The 18,553-nt window shown below is 65.0% G+C and carries 15 protein-coding genes; 9 read left to right on the forward strand and 6 right to left on the reverse strand.

Features of this window, described 5'->3' with window-relative positions; all coding sequences use genetic code 11:
* Position 1: 1 nt before the first annotated feature.
* Entirely contained in the window at positions 2 to 1,015 is a 1,014-nt protein-coding gene (locus AC1DRD_RS09675; protein WP_478041230.1) for an alpha/beta hydrolase, read from the forward strand.
* Positions 1,016 to 1,279: 264 nt separating this feature from the next.
* Positions 1,280 to 1,753, forward strand: coding sequence for a DUF6985 domain-containing protein (locus AC1DRD_RS09680; protein ID WP_478041231.1), 474 nt, complete (start codon positions 1,280 to 1,282; stop codon positions 1,751 to 1,753).
* 133 nt (positions 1,754 to 1,886) lie between these two features.
* Here AC1DRD_RS09680 and AC1DRD_RS09685 read toward each other — a convergent pair whose 3' ends face one another.
* Positions 1,887 to 2,306 (reverse strand): cupin domain-containing protein, encoded by a 420-nt coding sequence (locus AC1DRD_RS09685; protein WP_478041232.1) that lies wholly within the window; start codon positions 2,304 to 2,306, stop codon positions 1,887 to 1,889.
* A gap of 203 nt (positions 2,307 to 2,509) precedes the next feature.
* Here AC1DRD_RS09685 and AC1DRD_RS09690 point away from each other — a divergent pair, with 203 nt between their 5' ends.
* Positions 2,510 to 5,458 (forward strand): TonB-dependent receptor, encoded by a 2,949-nt coding sequence (locus AC1DRD_RS09690; RefSeq protein WP_478041233.1) that lies wholly within the window; start codon positions 2,510 to 2,512, stop codon positions 5,456 to 5,458.
* A gap of 131 nt (positions 5,459 to 5,589) precedes the next feature.
* Here AC1DRD_RS09690 and AC1DRD_RS09695 read toward each other — a convergent pair whose 3' ends face one another.
* Both AC1DRD_RS09695 and AC1DRD_RS09700 read right to left on the reverse strand, forming a co-directional pair.
* Positions 5,590 to 7,122: a DUF885 family protein gene (locus tag AC1DRD_RS09695; protein WP_478041234.1), complete on the reverse strand. Its 1,533-nt coding sequence runs from the start codon at positions 7,120 to 7,122 to the stop codon at positions 5,590 to 5,592.
* A gap of 25 nt (positions 7,123 to 7,147) precedes the next feature.
* Positions 7,148 to 10,966 (reverse strand): LamG-like jellyroll fold domain-containing protein, encoded by a 3,819-nt coding sequence (locus AC1DRD_RS09700; protein WP_478041235.1) that lies wholly within the window; start codon positions 10,964 to 10,966, stop codon positions 7,148 to 7,150.
* Between the two features lie 442 nt (positions 10,967 to 11,408).
* Between AC1DRD_RS09700 and mtnB the strand changes: the two genes are divergently transcribed.
* From mtnB to AC1DRD_RS09725, 5 genes are read left to right on the forward strand one after another with little or no spacing between them, the layout of a single operon-like run.
* Entirely contained in the window at positions 11,409 to 12,035 is a 627-nt protein-coding gene (gene mtnB, locus AC1DRD_RS09705; RefSeq protein WP_478041236.1) for a methylthioribulose 1-phosphate dehydratase, read from the forward strand.
* A complete protein-coding gene (locus AC1DRD_RS09710; protein WP_478041237.1) occupies positions 12,032 to 12,607 on the forward strand; it encodes a 1,2-dihydroxy-3-keto-5-methylthiopentene dioxygenase in 576 nt (191 codons plus the stop codon). Before mtnB ends, AC1DRD_RS09710 begins: the two co-directional genes overlap by 4 nt.
* Positions 12,608 to 12,614: 7 nt before the next feature.
* Complete coding sequence (gene mtnC / locus AC1DRD_RS09715; RefSeq protein WP_478041238.1) at positions 12,615 to 13,253, forward strand: acireductone synthase; 639 nt, start codon at positions 12,615 to 12,617, stop codon at positions 13,251 to 13,253.
* Positions 13,250 to 14,305 (forward strand): S-methyl-5-thioribose-1-phosphate isomerase, encoded by a 1,056-nt coding sequence (mtnA, locus tag AC1DRD_RS09720; RefSeq protein WP_478041239.1) that lies wholly within the window; start codon positions 13,250 to 13,252, stop codon positions 14,303 to 14,305. Before mtnC ends, mtnA begins: the two co-directional genes overlap by 4 nt.
* Positions 14,306 to 14,338: 33 nt before the next feature.
* Complete coding sequence (locus tag AC1DRD_RS09725) at positions 14,339 to 15,274, forward strand: ribose-phosphate pyrophosphokinase (protein ID WP_478032528.1); 936 nt, start codon at positions 14,339 to 14,341, stop codon at positions 15,272 to 15,274.
* 137 nt (positions 15,275 to 15,411) lie between these two features.
* On the opposite strand, the gene AC1DRD_RS09730 is transcribed toward AC1DRD_RS09725, so the two are convergent.
* The 3 genes from AC1DRD_RS09730 to AC1DRD_RS09740 all read right to left on the reverse strand — a co-directional run bounded on the left by AC1DRD_RS09730 (position 15,412) and on the right by AC1DRD_RS09740 (position 17,090).
* Positions 15,412 to 15,744 (reverse strand): PilZ domain-containing protein, encoded by a 333-nt coding sequence (locus AC1DRD_RS09730; protein ID WP_478041240.1) that lies wholly within the window; start codon positions 15,742 to 15,744, stop codon positions 15,412 to 15,414.
* Between the two features lie 67 nt (positions 15,745 to 15,811).
* The gene (locus AC1DRD_RS09735; RefSeq protein ID WP_478041241.1) at positions 15,812 to 16,561 is read right to left on the reverse strand and encodes a sulfite exporter TauE/SafE family protein; all 750 of its coding nucleotides are present in this window, start codon (positions 16,559 to 16,561) and stop codon (positions 15,812 to 15,814) included.
* Between the two features lie 19 nt (positions 16,562 to 16,580).
* On the reverse strand, positions 16,581 to 17,090 hold the full coding sequence (locus AC1DRD_RS09740) for a sterol desaturase family protein (protein ID WP_478041242.1): 510 nt from the start codon (positions 17,088 to 17,090) through the stop codon (positions 16,581 to 16,583).
* Positions 17,091 to 17,206: 116 nt separating this feature from the next.
* Between AC1DRD_RS09740 and sucC the strand changes: the two genes are divergently transcribed.
* On the forward strand, positions 17,207 to 18,406 hold the full coding sequence (sucC, locus tag AC1DRD_RS09745) for an ADP-forming succinate--CoA ligase subunit beta (protein WP_478032521.1): 1,200 nt from the start codon (positions 17,207 to 17,209) through the stop codon (positions 18,404 to 18,406).
* The last annotated feature ends 147 nt before the right edge of the window (positions 18,407 to 18,553 follow it).

Consider the following 18,553-nt stretch of genomic DNA (forward strand, 5'->3'; position numbering starts at 1 on the left):
CATGACCGAGTTCGACCGCCGCACCGCCTTGTTCGCGACAGTGGGCGCGGCGGTGGCGGCGAGCGGCGCAGCAGCGCAGACCGCGCTCCCGGCCGCTCCGGGCAACCTGCCGCTGACCCTGTCGCAGCCCGACGAGACGATCGACCTGTGGCCCAAAGAAGCGCCTGGCATGCCGGCCAAACCGCCGGTCGAGGTCACCACCGAACGCAGCAAGGACACCGCCAAGCTCAACGACCGCGCAGTCGCCGGCGTATCGACGCCGCGTATGGCGGTCTTCCGTCCCGCCAAGCCGAACGGCGCGTCGCTGCTCGTCTTTCCCGGCGGCGGGTACGTGCGGATGGCGATGGACAAGGAAGGCTATGAGATCGGCCGCCTGCTGGCCGCGCGCGGCGTCACCGTGTTCGTCCTGTTCTACCGCCTGCCCGGCGAGGGTTGGGCGAACCGCGCCGACGTGCCGCTGCAGGACGCGCAGCGGGCGATGCGGCTGATCCGGTCGCGCGCCACGAAATACCGGCTCGACCCCGACCGCATTGGCGCGATGGGGTTTTCGGCAGGCGGGCATTTGTGCGCCGACCTCGTGGCGCGGTTCGCGGCGAAGACGTACGAGCCCGTCGACGCCGCCGACGCGCTGTCGGCGCGGCCGATGATCGCGGCGCCGATCTACCCGGTGGTGTCGATGGACCTGTCGGTCGCGCATGCCGGGTCGCGCCAGGCGCTGCTCGGTCCCGATCCCTCGCCTGCGCTGATCGCGGCGCACTCGCCCGACCGCAACATCACGTCCGCCTGCCCGCCCTGCTTCCTCTGCGCCGCGGAGGACGACGCGACCGTGCCGGTCGAGAACAGCCTGTTGCTCCACGCGGCATTGCGCGCGGCCAAGGTGCCGGTCGAACTCCATCTGTTCGGCGAAGGCGGACATGGGTTCGGCTTGCGGGGTATCGTCGGCAAGCCGGCCGCCGCCTGGCCCGAATTGTTCGTCGCATGGGCGAAGAGCCGCGGATGGCTGGCTGTCGCTTAAGCCTTGATTCGATGGAATTGAAATGCGCTTCCCCGGCGAAGGCCGGGGCCCAGTCGCGACACGCTCATTTGGGCAGGATACCGTCGCCACCACGTCGATACTGGGCCCCGGCCTTCGCCGGGGAGGAGTCTAGGCTGTAGACTCATAAAGCGGTCTGTCGGCAGGCGACCCAGAATTTGCCGCATTCAATGGTTGTAGCTCAACCCAATAGCGGACAATCTTCGAACAGACGTAAACCCCAGCGGCCACAGCGGAGGAGAGTTCGTGAACGACGCGCTTTTTGGTGACCTCGAATATGAATTTGGGTGGGTCGGCCAATGCGAGTGGCCCTTCCTCGGTGACCTTGCTCACACGCGTTTGATAATTCCGTGCGAAGAACATGCTGACATAAGCGCGGCCCAAAGACAGGCTTATGCGGCTTTTGAGCAGTGCAAGGTGGAAATGACCGACACTGCGAGAGATGCGATCTTCGCATACTATCGTGAGAATTTGCCGGATTTGCGCGCGCGCTTCGGCCCGCAATTCGCCGATCAGTGTGCACCTGAGATCGCTAGCGCCAAAGACTTATCTCATCTGGTGACGCCGTCAGAAGTGATCATTCAGGAATCCTTTGGGAAGCCGCCTGAGCGAGTCGTCGGTTTGCTGTTCGACTGCACTTGGGAGCCAAGCCTAGGTTTGGCGGTGAAATTCGTGGACGAACGTTTGAGCGGCGTCGGCACGCAAGACATTGTTCTCTAGCGCACCAGCAACGGCAGCTAACTTCGCTTTGCAGTGGAAACGAGACAGGCAGCAAACCACCCATTTTCAGCCGCTCAGCCCTTGTACTGATGCGGGCATTTATGGGTTCACGGCCTAGCAACCAAGCCGAATCTCAGTTCTTCGTCCGCACCGCCAGCGGATAGCTGATGATCAGCGCCAGCGGCTGCGCACCTTTCTGTCTTATCCCCATCGTCTCGCCGTCGAAGAAATAGATCGCCTGGCCCGCTTTCACCGGCGCAATGCGGTCGCCGGAGAACGCCTCGCCTTCGCCCGACAGCACGTAATAGACTTCGTCGTGCGCGAGCTTGTGCGCGCCGATCGCCGCGCCGACATGGAGAACGCGCTTGCGGAACTCCATCGCGCGGCCAGGCACCGCGTCGCTGTAACGATAGGCGGTGCTCATCCCGATATTGCCGTGCGGCGGCGGCTCGTCGCGCTTGACCGCTTCTCCGTCGATCACGACCATTCGGGGCGTCGCCGCCTCCTGCGTGAGCAACGCCGCTGCAGCCGCGATGGCGATACGTATTGACATGATTATCTCCTCGTCGCATGTCGTTGACACCGGTTACCAATAGACAGGTAACAGCGGCAAGACCGGTGGGAAAGCCGGCAGCCGTCAGGAGAGGGAAAAAGGGGCACACCACCCACAACCAACTCTCCAACCTGTTGCGCGGTCCGGCGGCACGCGGTGCAACAACCGGTGTCATGGCGACATGAGTCAGGGGAGAGACGATAATGCAAGACCGAGCGAAACCGTTGGCAGTGCGCATCGTGCGGATGGCGCAAGGAGGGTCGACCATCGCGCTCGCTTTCGGCCTGATGCAGCCGGGCTGGGCCTGCGCCGCCGACAAGCCCGCTACCCTACCGGCCGACCAGACCGCCGCAGCGGCTCAGGAAACCCCAGCGCCGGCCCCCGCGGCCGCCGACCAGAGCACCGACGACAAGGCGTCCGATATCGTCATCACCGGCTTTCGCGCCTCGCTCAACAAGGCGCTCGACCTGAAGCGCGAATCAGTCTCCTCGGTCGATGCGATCGTTGCCGAGGATATCGCCAAATTCCCCGACCAAAACCTCGCCGAATCGCTCCAGCGCATCCCGGGCATCTCGATCCAGCGCGACGGCGGCGAAGGCCGGTCGATCACCGTGCGCGGCCTGTCGGGGCAGTTTACCGCGGTCCGCGTCAACGGCATGCAGGCGCTGACCACGACCAGCGACGGCGCCAGCGCCGACCGCGAACGCGCGTTCGACTTCAACGTCTTCGCGTCTGAACTGTTCACTTCGCTGGTGGTCAACAAGACCGCGGAACCGCAACTCGACGAGGGGTCGCTGGGCGCAGTGGTCGATCTCAACACCGGCAACCCGCTCGCGGGCAAGCCGGGGCTGACCTTCGCGCTGTCCGCACAGGGCCAGTATAATGATCTGTCGAAGGACCTTGGCCCACGTGTTGCCGGGCTGATCGGCTGGAAATCCGATGATGGCAAGTTCGGTGTGTCGCTGTCGGCCGCCTATAGCAAGCAGGACCAGTTCGAACTCGGCAACAACAGCGTGCGTTGGGTTAACGGGCCGCGCTTCGACTCGGTCAACGGCGTCCCGTGCTTCTATACGTCGGCGACCAGCAACACCGCCGTGCGGAACACCGGCGGCACCTACACTAACGGACGCGTCGCGGCGTGCGACGCCGTCGCGCTGGCATTCCACCCGCGCATTCCGCGTTACGGCCTGATCGAGCACAACCGCGAGCGACTGGGCATCACCGGCAGCATCCAATGGGCGCCGACCGATCGCACCAAGATCTCGTTCGACGGCCTATGGTCGCGCTACAAGGAACTGCGCGAGGAGCGCTGGGGCGAGGTGCTGTTCCGCTCAAACGAGCGGTCGATCGACGTCACCGACTATACGATCGATTCGAATAATAATCTCATCAAAGCGACGATCAACGACGCCTGGGTCCGCGTCGAACATTATCAGCGCAAGCTCAACACCACCTTCTACCAGTTCAGCGGCAACTGGAAGCAGGACATCGGCGACAAGATCCATATCGAATTGCTCGCCGGCTTGTCGAAATCGGACGCCGACATCCCGCAGGAAACGACGATCATCCTCGATGACCGTGACGCGCAGGGGTATAGCTACGACTATACCAACATGAAGTCGCCAAAGCTGACCTTCGGTACCAGCGTCACCGATCCGACCAATTTCCAGCTCGCCGAGATTCGCGACCGGCCGTCGAACACGACCAACAAGTTCCGCACGGTCTCGCTCAAGACGACCTGGGACGTCGCCGACGGATTCAAGATCCGCGCCGGCGGGGTCTATCGCCGCTACGACTTCAACCTCTATGAAGCGGCGCGCGATACCGTCGTCTGCCCAACCAAGCCGGCCGCGGCGCCCGACGTCGTGCTGGGTACGATCACCTGTTCGGCGTCGAACGTGTTCGGCTCGGCGGCAGTCTACGGCTTCCCGGTGACCTCGGCACTGACCGAAGTGTTCAATCTGGGCAATGCCGGCCAGCCTGCGGGCAATACCAATTCGTGGGTGGTGGCGAACCTGCCCGCGGCCACCGCCTACACCAAGCTGTACTCACGCACCGCGGTGCCCAACCAGACCAACATCCGGTCGGTTCGCGAGACCGACAAGGGTTTCTACCTGCAGTTCGACGCCAAGGGTACTTTGCTCGGCCTCGACTACGCCTTCAATGGCGGCGTCCGCTATGTCGCGACCGACCAGTCGTCGACCGGTTATAATAGCGGCACCCTGGTGACGGTGCAGCGCAACTACGATGACTGGCTACCCTCGTTCAACGTCGCCTTCTACCCGGCGAAGAACCTCATTCTCCGCGGCGCGATCAGCAAGGTGATGACGCGCCCGAGCCTGGGCAATCTCACGCCGGGCGGGTCGGTCGACGGATTCAACTACAAGGTCAGCTTCGGCAACCCGTTCCTCGATCCGTTCCGCGCCACCGCGCTCGACGCCGCGGCAGAATGGTATTTCGCCAAGGAATCGGTCCTGTCGGTCGCCTTCTTCCAGAAGAACATCCAGAGCTTCCCAATCTCGACGACGCGCACCGGCACGTTCGCCTCGACCGGCTTGCCGTTGTCGGTCATCCTGGCGAGTTCGCCGGCGGCGTCCAACCCCGAGGGGCAGCTCTGGACGATCTCGACGATCGGCAACGCCTCCGGCGGTCGGGTGCGCGGCGTCGAGATCGGGTTGCAGGGACCGTTCCGCTTCCTGCCCGGCTTTCTGCGCAACTTCGGCGGGATCGCCAACGTGACGCTCATATCGAGCAACATCAACTATAACGTCAACGGTCCGGCAACAGTACCCAATGGCGGTTATGCAGGGTTCGTCACGTCATCGACCCTCTACGGCCTTGCCAAGCGTTCGCTCAACGGAACGCTCTATTATGACGATGGCAAGTTCAGTGCGCGCGCGTCGATCGCCTATCGTAGCGGGTTCGTCGACAACGGCTCGGCCACCGGCAATGTGCTCGAGGGCTATGACTCGATCACCAATGTCGACGCGTCAATCCGCTACAAACTCACCAAGAATTTCGAAGTTTCGGTCGAGGGCACCAACCTGACCGACGCCTATCGCTACCGCTACGTCGATCTCGAGGCCGACCGGAACTACGAGAACAATCACTTCGGCCGCACCTTCATGTTCGGGCTGCGCTACACTCACTAAGCCGGGGCTGGTTTGCTCCACTAAGGGCGCCGGCTTCTTCATGAGGCGGCGCCCGATCTGTTTCCGGGCGAGCGACATGACGATCAGCCGTCATTCCGGGGAACGCTCGCCGGGGTCGCCCTTGGGACAGGCTATCCGCTGATCGCTCGTCCCGCCGTCCGCGCGGCCAGCCGCCGATCGAGCGATGACAGGCGCAAGCGCCCGTCGGCGACCGCCGCCCGATGCCGCCGGACTAGTCCAGCGACTGAACCCCGACCGCAGCGATCCGCTAGTGCCAGCCAGGCGAGCGCTTCTCCGACGCGTGCGCCGGGTTCCAGGCACACCCGCTCGATGTCCTGATCGAACGTTGCGAAAAAGGCTGGCTCGCCTTGCATCTTCTCGAGCGTCTCCCGCGCTTCCCTGACGGACCATCGCTCGGCATGAATACCAGTATCGATGGCCGATCTGCCCAGGCGGAACATCATCCAGTGCAGAAAGCCGAGCCGCGCGCGGTCGTCGCCGGCGAATGCGCCCTGCCGCGCCATCAATTGCTCGGCATAGATTGCCCAGCCTTCGGAGAACCCCGCCGTATATTCAGTGCGTAAAGCATGCGGTCGCGCGCGCGTGTCGAGCGGCATCTGCACCATATGGCCCGGCAGCAATTCGTGATGGACCACGCTGGCCAGGCTCCAGTCGGGCCGGCGGCGAATGTCGGACAGATCGACGAAATAGCTGCCGGGCGCACCATCGGGCGACGGCAGGACGCGATAGCCGCTTTTTTTCGCAGCCTCTTCCGCCGATGTCATTCGCCGCACGGCGACGTTCACGCATTCCGGCGGGAGCGACTCGAACAGGCGCGGCAATCGCCCCCGTGCGCGGCCCAGCCAGCGGTTCATGTCGGCAACCGCGCGATCGCGGCCGCTTTCGCTGTCGGCATAGAGGAAGCGCGGATCGCGAAAGGCGGCGTGGAAGCGCTCGCCTGTCGTCTTGCCGGCATAGCCCAATCGCGCGAGCAACTCGTCTGCTTCCGCCGCCACGTCCCGCGCCTTGGCCATCACCCGGCGATGGATCGCCGCCGCGTCGCGTCCGCCGAACTGGCGATCGATCAACAGGCCGAAATAGTCGGCGCCGTGCGGTAGCCGGCCGACTCCGGGCTCTCCGGCCCGCGGCGCCAGCGACGACAACAATAGGCGCTGCTCCGCCAGCGCCGTGGCAACGGCGCCGGTGGCGCCGGCTGCTGCTGTCGAGAGGCCGGCGATGGTACGGTCGAGGGCGTCGCGCGGCAGGATAATCCCGGCCGCCGCCGCCTCGCGTACGGCAGCGCTATCGGTCGCGATGCGGTCTGCGGCATCGGGCGCGGCGAGGTCGCGCCATGCTCCGCTGGACGGCGTGATCGAATAGGGACTTCGCCCCAGCCGCCCGAACGGCATGATCGCCGCGATCCGCGCGTCGATCGCCAGCCCCTCGCGCGCCGCCTCGAGATCGAGCAGCGCGCCGGGCGACAGGCCCTGCTTGTCGAATCCCTCCACCTTTTTCAGCTTGGCGGTGGGGCTGTCGAGCTTCGCCAACCCGTCGAGCGTCGCACGCAGCGCGGCATCCCGATCACCCGCGGCATGGGCCAAGGGCAAGACCGCCACCGTCGTAGCCGCTGTCGCCCCGGCCAGGAAGCAGCGCCGCCCGATCATGCTCCTTTCCCTCGATCTTTGGCCATCACCGTCGCCGGGTCGCAGCAGGGAGCGCCACCACATTGTTGAGCCAGGTCACTTCGGGCGCACCGTCCGGTAGCGCGACCCGCACGCGCCAGCCCACCCCGGCACCGGCCGGCGAGGGCATCCGGACAGCGGCGGTCTTCGGCGTCAGGTCGGTCGGCGCGTCGAGCGTCGGCACCGCCACGCTGGCGGCAACCTTGCCCGTCGCGTCGATCAGTTCGGCGCGGCCGCCGCTGGCCGGAAGCGCGCCGAGGCTATGCACCGTCACCTCGACCGTACGGCCGGCAACCTTCACATCGTCTACCCCGATACCGAGATCCGCGCGGCGCTCGGTCGGCACACCCGGCGTCTCCAGCGTGAATTCCAGCACGGTCGTGGTGTGCGGCGCGAAGCTGACTTCGACCGATCCGCTGCGCTCGAGCGGGACCTCGCTGGCGACCGGCGTGCCGTCGGCGGTGTCGCCGTCCGACGCGCTGGTCCCGGCGGTCATCTTCCATTTGCCCGCGGTCACGTTCCAGGTCGACATGGTCGCCGGCTGCGCGGCATCGCTGGCGTTATAGGCGATCACCTTGAAATGGCCGGTGGTCGCGCCGGGCACCAGGATCGCGACCGTTTCCGCCGCGCCGGGATTGGCGAAACGCCAGCTGACCGTGTTGCCCGGATAGGTCTGGTTGCGCACCAACGCGATCCCGCCGAGCCGCTGCCGCTGCAGCAGATCGTTGGGCATGTCGACGCGGTCGGTCCACCAATGGCCTTCGGTGTACATGGACATGTGCTGCGACTTGAACGCGATCGCGTCGGCCGCCTGGTCTTCGAGTAATTTGCGGTTCCCGGTCGTGTCCCAGCCGGCGATGCGGCCGAAATCGCTCTTGGATCCGGCCAGCGCCTTGCCCCAATCGGCCCTGCCGAGCGCCGCGACGATATTCTCGTTGAGGTCGTTGAGCGAGCCCGCGCCGTTCTTGGCGGTCCGGCTGAGGATCGGCATCAGATATTTGTCGTCACCGGTGAAGCGATAGGCGGCCCAGATCGACTGATAGGGCGTCCCTACGCCGCCGCCGTCACCGGCGCGCTCCGCATCGGTGCGCCAGTTGATCTCGTTGGGATAGGTCCAATTGCCGTCGGGCCCCTTCTTGCCATGCGCCATCCAGCCGTCGACCACGCCCGTCACCAGGCCCGTGGCGATGGGATTGGCATTGTACACGCCCATCAGGATCGGCGCGTGCAGGACGGTGAAGCTGTATGGCTTCTGCCATTCCCACGGCCCTTCGCGATAGATTTTGCGCCCGCCATACCAGTTGCTGGCGAAGTGCATGTGGCCGGCGGGGTTCTTGAGGATGATGCCGGTCAGCGCCTTGGCCGTCGCCATCAACCGCTCGACCGCCTTCGGCTCGCCCCAATTGAGATAGAGCCGCTCGGCGTCCGAATTGAGCCCTTCCTCATAAGCATGGAGCTCGTCGGTGGTGATGTAGCCGAGACCATTGACCCGCATGCCGTTGGTGTAGACCGAGTCGGACAGTGCGCGGAGCGAGGCATTGATCTTGTCGGGATCGACTCCCATCAGCGCCAGGCCGGGCCATTGCCCGAGCAAGTCGACATCGTCCGAAATGCCGCCGCCGAAATCGCCATAGGGCACCTGGCGGTTATCGATCCACCAATCGACGAACTGACGGGTGAGCTTGAGATCCTCGAGCTGGCGGAATGCCCAGAGCGGCACGCCGGCCGGCGGCGTCGGCTGGGTGAAGGGCGGCATGCCCGTCGCGCCGTAGCTGATATCGGCCCAGTAACGCCGCCCTTCGAGATTGTCGGGATCGATGCGGAGCAGGTCGGTGATGTCGCCCTTCACGCGCCGGAACAACCCTTCGCGGCCCGAGGCGGTATGTTCTTCGACCAGGAAGCCCCAATTGTCCTTCACCTGGTTGAAGCGATCCAGGACATGCTCCTTCTTCGCTTCGTCGCGGTCCTTGAACACCAGCCGCACGTTCATCCCGTCGAGCGAGTCCGCGCCGAAATCGCGCGAGGCGCTGGCGACGGTGATGTAGAAGGGATCGTTGGTCAGGAGGCGATCGCGCAGGTCGAGCCACAAGGTCCGCGCCTGGCCCGGCTTCACCGATATCGTCACGTCGATCAAATCGCGGTCGGGCCAGATCGGGTCCTTGATCCGGATATTGAGCGGGATCACCCCGTCCTTGTTCGCCGCGACCTTGAGCGCCGGGAGGTCGAGCGCGATGCCGTCGAGCCCGTCATGGGCGTTGGCCCAGGTGTAGTTCCACGCGCGCGCCAGCGGCTTGCCGGGGAAGGCGTCACCGAAATCCGACGGGATCAGGATATGGACGATCGGCGCCTCGTTGCGCCCGCGCTCGGCATTGCCGACTTCGGTAGCACTGCCCGCGCCGGGCGCGGCGTGTCCCGCGCTGGCCGGCAGCGCCACGACGGTGGCGCGCTCGTCGGCGGGAAAGCGGCCGCTGATATATTTGGTCAGCGGCGCGACATTGGCGAAGGCCGGAGCGGTCTTCGAATCGACGACATAACTGAGCTTGAACGTGCCCTTGGGCTCGGCGCCTTGCTTGACGTCATAGGCCCAGATTTCCTGGATCGGCGTTTCCTGGGCGATATTGGTGAAGCGCAATTTGCCGCCGATCTTGTCGCCGAAGCTGGTGATCGTTTTCTCGGCGCCCTGCGGCCGCTTCGCCAGCGAGACATAGTTGCTGCCGTCTGCCGCGTAATCGAGCGCGCCATAAGCGGCGCCGCGAATCTCGACGCGGTTGACGGTCTCGTTGGCGGGGACGGTCAATTCGTAGCTTTTGCCGCCTTCGACATAGACGTTCCAGTCGGGCAGCTCGAAATAATCGTCACGCCCGGGCAGGCGCGAACGGTTGTACACGCCCGGCCAGGTCGTCTCGGCGATGCCGTCGACGCCTTTCCACATCCATTCCTTGAGATCCTTGGCGTCGGCGAACTCGACCTTGCGGATGCTGGTCTTGTCGGCGGTCAGCAGCGGCGGCGAGGCGCCGTCGAAGCCATAGCGATGGAGGAAGGCGGTGCGCTCGTCGCTCGCGACCGGCTTGTCGTCGGCCGGCGCGTTGTTGCTGGCGAGCGCGGCGACCGCGCCGGCATCGAGCATCCGGTCGTAGATTCGGATCTCGTCGACATCGCTGCCGCGCATGAAGTTGTAGCGGCTCTGCACCTGATGCGGCGAGATGATCCGCCCGGCCAGGCCGAACTGGTCGAGCCCGCTGTCGAGCACCGCTTTCTGGTCCTTGCGCGCGACTTCCTTGCCGTCGACGAACAGCCGCACGCCGACCGCCTCGTCCCAGGCAAAGGCGATATGATGCCAGTCGGTCGGGCTGGGCAAAGTATCCATGCGGAACGACACGCGTTCTCGGGCGAGGTTGTTGTCGGTGACGAAGGCGTCGAAACCGTGGCCGTTCCAGTCGATCCGGAGGAACGCCATGTCCCAGCTGGTGTGGTCGGCGAAGCCCACGCGGAACAGGACGAACGGCGCTTCGCCGACCGGGGTGCGCGAGCGCCAGAAGAAGGAGAGCGTGCCGCGCCGCGCATAGATATTGCCCGGTGCTTTCCACGCGACATAGCCGTCATCCTGCCACTCGATCGCGCCGCCCGATCTGCCGGTGGGAACGATCGCGACCTTCGACTGGAAATTGGGCACGGCCTCGCCGCTCGCCGTGTCGGCGGCCAGCGTCTTGTCTGCGGAAACATGGAACAGCAGCTTGGGCGGCGCTTCCTGCGCGTTCGCGCCCGACCCGATCATCGCCGCGGCACAAACCGCCGCCAGCAATGCCACCCGCTTGTTGCTCGCCATGCCGCTCTCTTTCGCATCTGGACGCTCGTTGGCGGCCGACTCTCCCAAGCCCTTGCGGGCATCCGATCGATAGAAACTTATGACACCGGTATCAATGATGTTTTCCCGGCCGTTGCGGTCCGATCACTCGAAGCATCGGCGTCTCAAAGAAGCAGAGATTTGTGCGATCGCAATCGATCGATACTTCATCAGGCCAGTCCCGTCTCGACCTGGAACGGGGTGCTGCCCGTATCATGTTGCGCTTGGCAAGTGCCTTACCTGCTTGCGCTTCAATCTGACACCGGTTACCATTTCGGTTTCGCCGACTGCTCCGAGCGGCAGCGTGGTCGGCCGATGACACTTTCCTCCCCTAAGGGCGCGGCTCTATCCGGAGCGGCGCCCGATTTTTTGCCTGAGCCACGGCGCGCTGGCGTGCCGGCGTGACTCGCCGTAAGTGGCCGGCATGACGACGACCAGTTTCGACGCCGCACGGGCCGGAATCATCGCGGTGGGCCGCCGCCTCGACGCGCGCGGCTGGGCGCCGGCGACGGCAGGCAATTATTCGGTCCGGCTCGACGACGGCTTCGCGGTGACCGCGTCGGGCTGGCACAAGGGACGGCTGAGCGACGAGGGCGTGTTGCGTCTCGATAGGGATGGCCATGTCGTCGGCACCGGCAGGCCGTCGGCCGAAACGCATCTCCATCTGTCGATCTATCGCCAGTTTCCGGCGGCGGGCGCCGTGCTCCATGGTCATTCGCCGCAAGCGGTCGGCCTGACCCGCGCCTTTCGCGACCTCAAGGCCTGGAACTTCGTCGGCCACGAAATGCTCAAGGTGTTTCCCGGCCAGACCACGCACGAAACCGAAATCGCGCTGCCGATCGTCGACAACAGTCAGGACATGACGGTGATCGAAGCCGCAATCGCCCCGGCCTTGGCACGGCCCGGCGCGGCGCCCGCTTATCTGATCCGTGACCATGGCCTTTATGCCTGGGGCAAGGACCTTGACGAAGCCGAGCGCGTGCTCGAAGCCGTCGAATGGCTGATCGCCGCCGAACTGGCGGAACGCAGTTTCAGGGAGAGCGCGTCATGACTCGCCTTCGCGTCTTTACCGCCGATGACGGCGATACTCCGGTGCTCGACACCAGCGACCCCAAATGGATCGGCGATGCGCTGAAGCGGATAGGCGTCCGCTATGAGCGCTGGCCGTTGCGCGACACCGCCGGCGCCGAGACCGACGCCGTGCTCACCGCTTACGCGCCCGAGATCGACAAACTGAAGGCCGAGCAAGGCTATCAGTCGGTCGACATCATCGGCGTGACGCCCGACCATCCCGATCGCGCCGCGATGCGCGAGAAATTCCTGTCCGAGCATCGCCATTCGGAGGACGAGGTTCGCTTCTTCGTCGCCGGCGAAGGGCTGTTCACGCTGCGCACCGACGACGACCGCATCCACGCCGTCTTGTGCACCGCCGGCGACCTGATCTCGGTTCCGGCCGGCATGCGCCACTGGTTCGACATGGGTCCCGAGCCGAGCTTCACCGTGATCCGTCTGTTCGAGAATCCCGATGGCTGGGTCGCGAAATTCACCGGTGACACGATCGCCGACCGCTTCCCGCGGCACAATGGCGGTGCCGGCGAGCCGAAGACCAACCGATCCTCCTGAGTCCGCAATGACCGATACGCTGCCCAAAGTGATCCTGCTCGATATCGAGGGGACGACTACCAGCATCGCCTATGTGGCGGACGTCCTGTTCCCTTATGCCCGCGCGCGCATTCCTGGCTGGGTGCCGATCCATTGCGAGGAACTCGCGCCGGTGATCGCCGCGATGCCGCCGGGTGATCCGGTCGCCACATTGCTCGCCTGGATGGATGTCGACGCCAAGGAAACCGCGCTCAAACATATCCAGGGGCGCATCTGGCGCGAAGGATATGAAGCCGGCGAGCTCAAGGCGCATGTCTATCCCGACACGCCCGTGGCGTTGAAACGCTGGAGCGAGGCGGGGATCAAGGTCTGCATCTATTCCTCGGGATCGATCGAGGCGCAGAAGCTGATCTTCGGGCATAGCGAGGCGGGCGACCTGACCGGCTATTTATCGGGCTATTTCGATACGAATACGGGCCCCAAGCGCGAAGCTGAATCCTATGCCAAGATTGCCGCCGCGCTGAACGTGGATCCTGCCGATATCCTATTCGTGTCCGACGTTGCCGCCGAGACCGATGCGGCGAAATCGGCCGGCCTGCGCGCGCTGCTGATCGACCGCGATACCGGCCAGGGCGATGTGGCCGGCTTTGCCGAGATATTGCCATGATCCTGGACGGCGAACGCACGCGGTCGATCATGCCGACCGCCGATGGCAAGGGCGCGCGCATCCTCGACCAGCGCCAGCTGCCCTGGGAAGTGCGCTGGGTCGAACTCAGGAGCGAGGACGACGCGGCGGTCGCGATCCGCGACATGTGGACGCGCGGCGCGCCGATGATCGGCGCGGTTGGCGGCTACGGCCTGGCGATGGCGATCGCCGCCGATCCCGGCGATGCCGCGCTTGATGCCGCATACGCACGCCTGCACGAGACGCGCCCGACCGCGATCAACCTCAAATGGGCGCTCGACCAGGTCGCCGCCGCGGTACGCGCGTTGCCGGTAGCCGATCGCGCCGCCGCCGCGTTCGCGCGCGCCCAGGCGATCGTCGATGAGGACGAGCAATTATGCCGCTCGATTGGCGAGCACGGTCTGGCGCTGCTGCGGGACCTCCATGCCAGGAACCCCGATCGTCCGCTCAATATCCTGACGCATTGCAACGCCGGCTGGCTGGCGACGGTCGATTACGGCACCGCGACCGCGCCGATCTATCTTGCGCACGATGCCGGATTGCCCCTGCATGTCTGGGTCGATGAGACGCGGCCGCGCAACCAGGGCGCATTGCTGACCGCGTTCGAGCTGCGCAACCATGGCGTCCCGCATACCTTGATCGCCGACAATGCTGGCGGCTTGCTGATGGCGCGCGGCCAGGTCGACGCGGTGATCGTCGGCACCGACCGTGTCACCGCCAATGGCGACGTGTGCAACAAGATCGGCACCTATCTGAAGGCGCTCGCCGCGCACGATACCGGCGTGCCTTTCTATGTCGCGCTTCCCTATACCACCTTCGACGCCGCGACCCCGAGCGGCGATGCGATCCCGATCGAGGAACGCTCGCCCGCCGAGCTGACCGAGATCACCGGCGCGACCGATCACGGGCTGGAAACGGTGCGCCTGACCCAGTCCGATGCCTATAACCCCGGCTTCGACGTCACGCCCGCGCGGCTGGTCACGGGTTACATCACCGAACGCGGGGTGCTGGACCGGCTGCAGACTCCCTTCTAAGGAGGCGCGCAAACCTCGAAGGGGCGAGCACCAATGAAGCTGATGACCGGCAATTCGAACCTGCCGCTGGCCAAGGCGATTGCCGGCTATCTCGAACTGCCACTGACCGATGCGCTCGTCCGGCGCTTCGCCGACGAGGAGATCTTCGTCGAGATCAACGAGAATGTCCGTGGCGAGGACGTCTTCGTGCTGCAGTCGACGTCGTTCCCGGCCAATGACAACCTCATGGAATTGCTGATCTGCATCGATGCGCTGAGACGTGCATCGGCCAAGCGGATCACTGCCGTGCTGCCCTATTTCGGCTATGCCCGCCAGGATCGAAAGCCCGGCCCGCGCACCCCGATCTCGGCCAAATTGGTCGCCAATCTGATTACCGTCGCGGGTGCCAACCGCGTGCTCTCGGTCGACCTCCATGCCGGGCAGATCCAGGGCTTTTTCGACATCCCGACCGACAATCTGTTTGCGGCGCCGGTGATGTCGACCGACATATTGGCGCGCCATTCGGGCAAGAATTTGATGGTCGTGTCGCCCGATGTCGGCGGCGTGGTGCGCGCCCGTGCGCTGGCCAAGCGACTCGACAACGCGCCGCTGGCGATCGTCGACAAGCGCCGCGAGCGCGCCGGCGAATCCGAAGTGATGAACATCATCGGTGACGTCGAAGGGCGCTTCTGCATCCTGATCGATGACATCGTCGATTCGGCCGGCACCCTCTGCAACGCCGCCGCCGCGCTGAAGGAAGCAGGTGCCGAGGGCGTCGTCGCCTATGTCACGCATGGCGTGCTGTCGGGCGGCGCGATCGCGCGGGTCGAGGGATCGGTGCTCGAGGAACTGGTCATCACCGATTCGATCGGCAACCACGACACGATCGCCGCCGCGAACAAGGTCCGCCATTTGACCATCGCGCCGCTGCTCGCCGAAGCGATCCGGCGGATTGCGGACGAGAGTTCGGTGTCGAGTTTGTTCGACTAGGCCAAGCGGCCCCCGGAATAGCAGCCGCTATTCCCGGGAGAGACGCTGGCCCGGCCGGCGGCGCCAAGGGCGCCGTCCGACGCGGCTTTGCCGCGGCGAGAGGCCGGCTATCGACGCGCTGGAGCACGAAAAAAGCGCTAATGCCCTAACGTCTTGACGATGTGATCGAGCACCGGCGGGTAGAGCGGCTGGCGGAAACTGCAGCCGATCTTCAGGCCCTGGCGCCAGGCGATCGTCGCTTCCAGTCCCTGCATGCCGGGTATCGCCAGCCAGACGATCTGTCCCGCATCGAGCGAATAATGCGCCTCGGCGCGGAATCCCGTGACCGACAGATCGAGCAGGCGGACATCATATTTGTTGGAATGCCGGTCGCGCAATCGCGCCCGCATGACGATCGGCACGCGCTGCTGGTGGCGATGATCGTCGTCACCGTCAGTCGCTCGATCGGATCCGAACGAATGCGTGTCCATGACGCACATTATGCTTAGCCGCGCTTAACATTTGGCAAAGACCCGGCCGATCCGGACCGATGGGCCGTCAGGCGAAGGCATCCCACAGCAATTTCGCGCCGACCAGCACCATCAGCAGGTAGATCGCGACATAAAAGCGCTCCGCCGAAACGCGCCGCACCAGCCAGACGCCGGCGACAGTCGAGGCGATCGCAACCGGCAGGAGCGCGGCGGCGGTCAGTAGATTGGCATGAGTGAACTGGCCGAGCGCGACATAGGCCGGCACCTTGATCCAATTGACGGCGGCAAAGAAGATCGCGGTCGTCCCCACCAATACGTCGCGCGGCAGGCGGCGCGGCACCACCCAGACCTGGAACGGCGGCTGGCCGGCATGCGCGATCTGGCTAGTGAAGCCCGAGGCGATTCCGAACAGCGTGCCGAGCCACTCGGGAAGTCCCCTGGCCATCTGCGGCGGGCCGTTGCGGTCCGCCCAGAGCCGGTAGATGCCGAACAGCAAAGAGATCGCGCCGACCGCGCCGAGCACCGCGCTTTCCGACAAGCGTGCGGCGAACAGATAGCCGAGCACGATCCCGAGGATTGCCCCCGGCATCATCCAGCCGAGCAATCGCCAGTCGACCGTGCGGCGGAACGCCCAGACCCCGACCACATCCTGGACGATCAGGATCGGCAACAGGATCGCCGCCGCCTGGACCGGCGAGATGACGAAGGCGAGCATCGGCAGCGACAGCGCGCCGAGTCCCGCGAACCCGCCCTTGGACAGGCCGAGCATCAGCACCGCCGGGATCGCCAGCGCATAGAAATGCCAGTCGAGGATCACCGCGCGTCGATATCGATATCTAGCGAGCGAGGTCGCCGGCCGGCGCGCGCACGCCGACATTGCCGCGGCGGTTGAGCTCGGCCTTGAGCGTCTCGGGCGGCGGCGCCCAGAGGAAACCGAAGCTGACCGTGCCGCGCTTGGTCTCGACCACATGGTGCAGCCGATGCGCCTGGACGATCCGCTTCATATAGGCCGATCGCGGCAGATAGCGGGTGGCGACGCGGCGATGGACGATGACGTCGTGAAAGCCGAAATAGATCGCGCCGTACGCCGCGATTCCCGCGCCGATCCAGCTACATCCCCACCACCAGCCGAGATCGACGCCGCCGAGCAGCAACAGGATCGACGGCACCGCGAAGATCACCGCGTAGAGATCGTTGAGCTCCCATCGGCCGGCCCGCGGGCGGTGATGGCTCGCATGGAGGAACCAGCCGGGGCCATGCATCACCCAGCGATGCATCACATAGGCGAACCCCTCCATCGCGATCACGGTAGCGAGGAACAACAGCATGCCGAGGAACCAGGTCATCGCGCGCGCTATAGAACTACTGATAGGTCAAGGCGAGCGGGGGTGGATTCATCGTTCGCGCTGTGCTTAAGGCCTCCCCATTCCCTTTCTTCGAAAAAGCCGAGAGAAGGCCCTTCATGAACATTCACGAATACCAGGCCAAGGAACTGCTCGCGAAATTCGGCGTGCCCGTGCCCGCCGGCTATGCCGCGATGACCGTCGACGAAGCGGTCGATGCCGCCAAGAAGCTGCCCGGGCCGCTTTATGTCGTGAAGGCCCAGATCCATGCCGGCGGCCGCGGCAAGGGCAAGTTCAAGGAACTCGGCCCCGACGCCAAGGGCGGCGTCCGCCTGGCCAAGACGCTCGATGACGTCCGCGCCGCCGCTGCCGACATGCTCGGCAACACGCTCGTCACGGTTCAGACCGGCGAGCATGGCAAGCAGGTCAACCGCCTCTACGTCACCGACGGCGTCGACATCGCCAAGGAATTCTACCTCGCGGCGTTGGTCGATCGCGTCACCGGCCGCGTCGCGTTCGTCGTCTCGACCGAAGGCGGCATGGACATCGAGACCGTCGCGCACGACACGCCCGAGAAGATCCACACGTTCGACGTCGACCCCGCGACCGGCTTCATGCCGCATCACGGCCGCGCCGTCGCTGCCGCGCTCGGCCTGACCGGCGATCTCGCCAAGCAGGCCGCTTCGGTCGCCGGCAAGCTCTACGACACGTTCCTCGGCACCGACGCCAGCCAGATCGAAATCAATCCGCTCGCCGTCACCGATGACGGCAAGCTGATGGTGCTCGACGCCAAGGTCGGCTTCGATTCGAACGCGCTGTTCCGCCACAAGGACTTGCTCGCACTGCGCGACGAGACCGAAGAGGATCCCGCCGAGCTCGAGGCGTCGAAATACGACCTGGCTTACATCAAGCTCGACGGCGATATCGGCTGCATGGTCAACGGCGCCGGCCTCGCCATGGCGACGATGGACATCATCAAATTGAACGGCATGTTCCCGGCCAATTTCCTCGACGTCGGCGGCGGCGCCAACAAGGAAAAGGTCACAGCGGCGTTCAAGATCATCCTCGCCGATCCGAACGTGAAGGGGATCCTGGTCAACATCTTCGGCGGCATCATGAAGTGCGACATCATCGCCGAGGGCATCGTCGCCGCGGCGAAGGAAGTGAATCTGAGCGTGCCGCTGGTCGTTCGCCTCGAAGGCACCAACGTCCAGCAGGGCAAGGACATCCTGGCCAATTCGGGCCTGGCGATCGTTCCGGCCAACGATCTCGGCGACGCGGCACAGAAGATCGTGGCTGAGGTAAAGAAGGCGGCTTGACGGCCTTTTCCCTCTCCCCTTGTGGGAGAGGGTTGCGCAGACTTGGGTCGCGCTCTTGCGCGGCCCTAGTCGGAGCTGGGAGAGGGGTAAGCGCTCGCACTTGCGAGCGCGCGATTGCCCAGGCAATCGCTCACCCTCATCCAACCT

This window comes from Sphingomonas sp. P4_G2 (assembly GCF_056401155.1).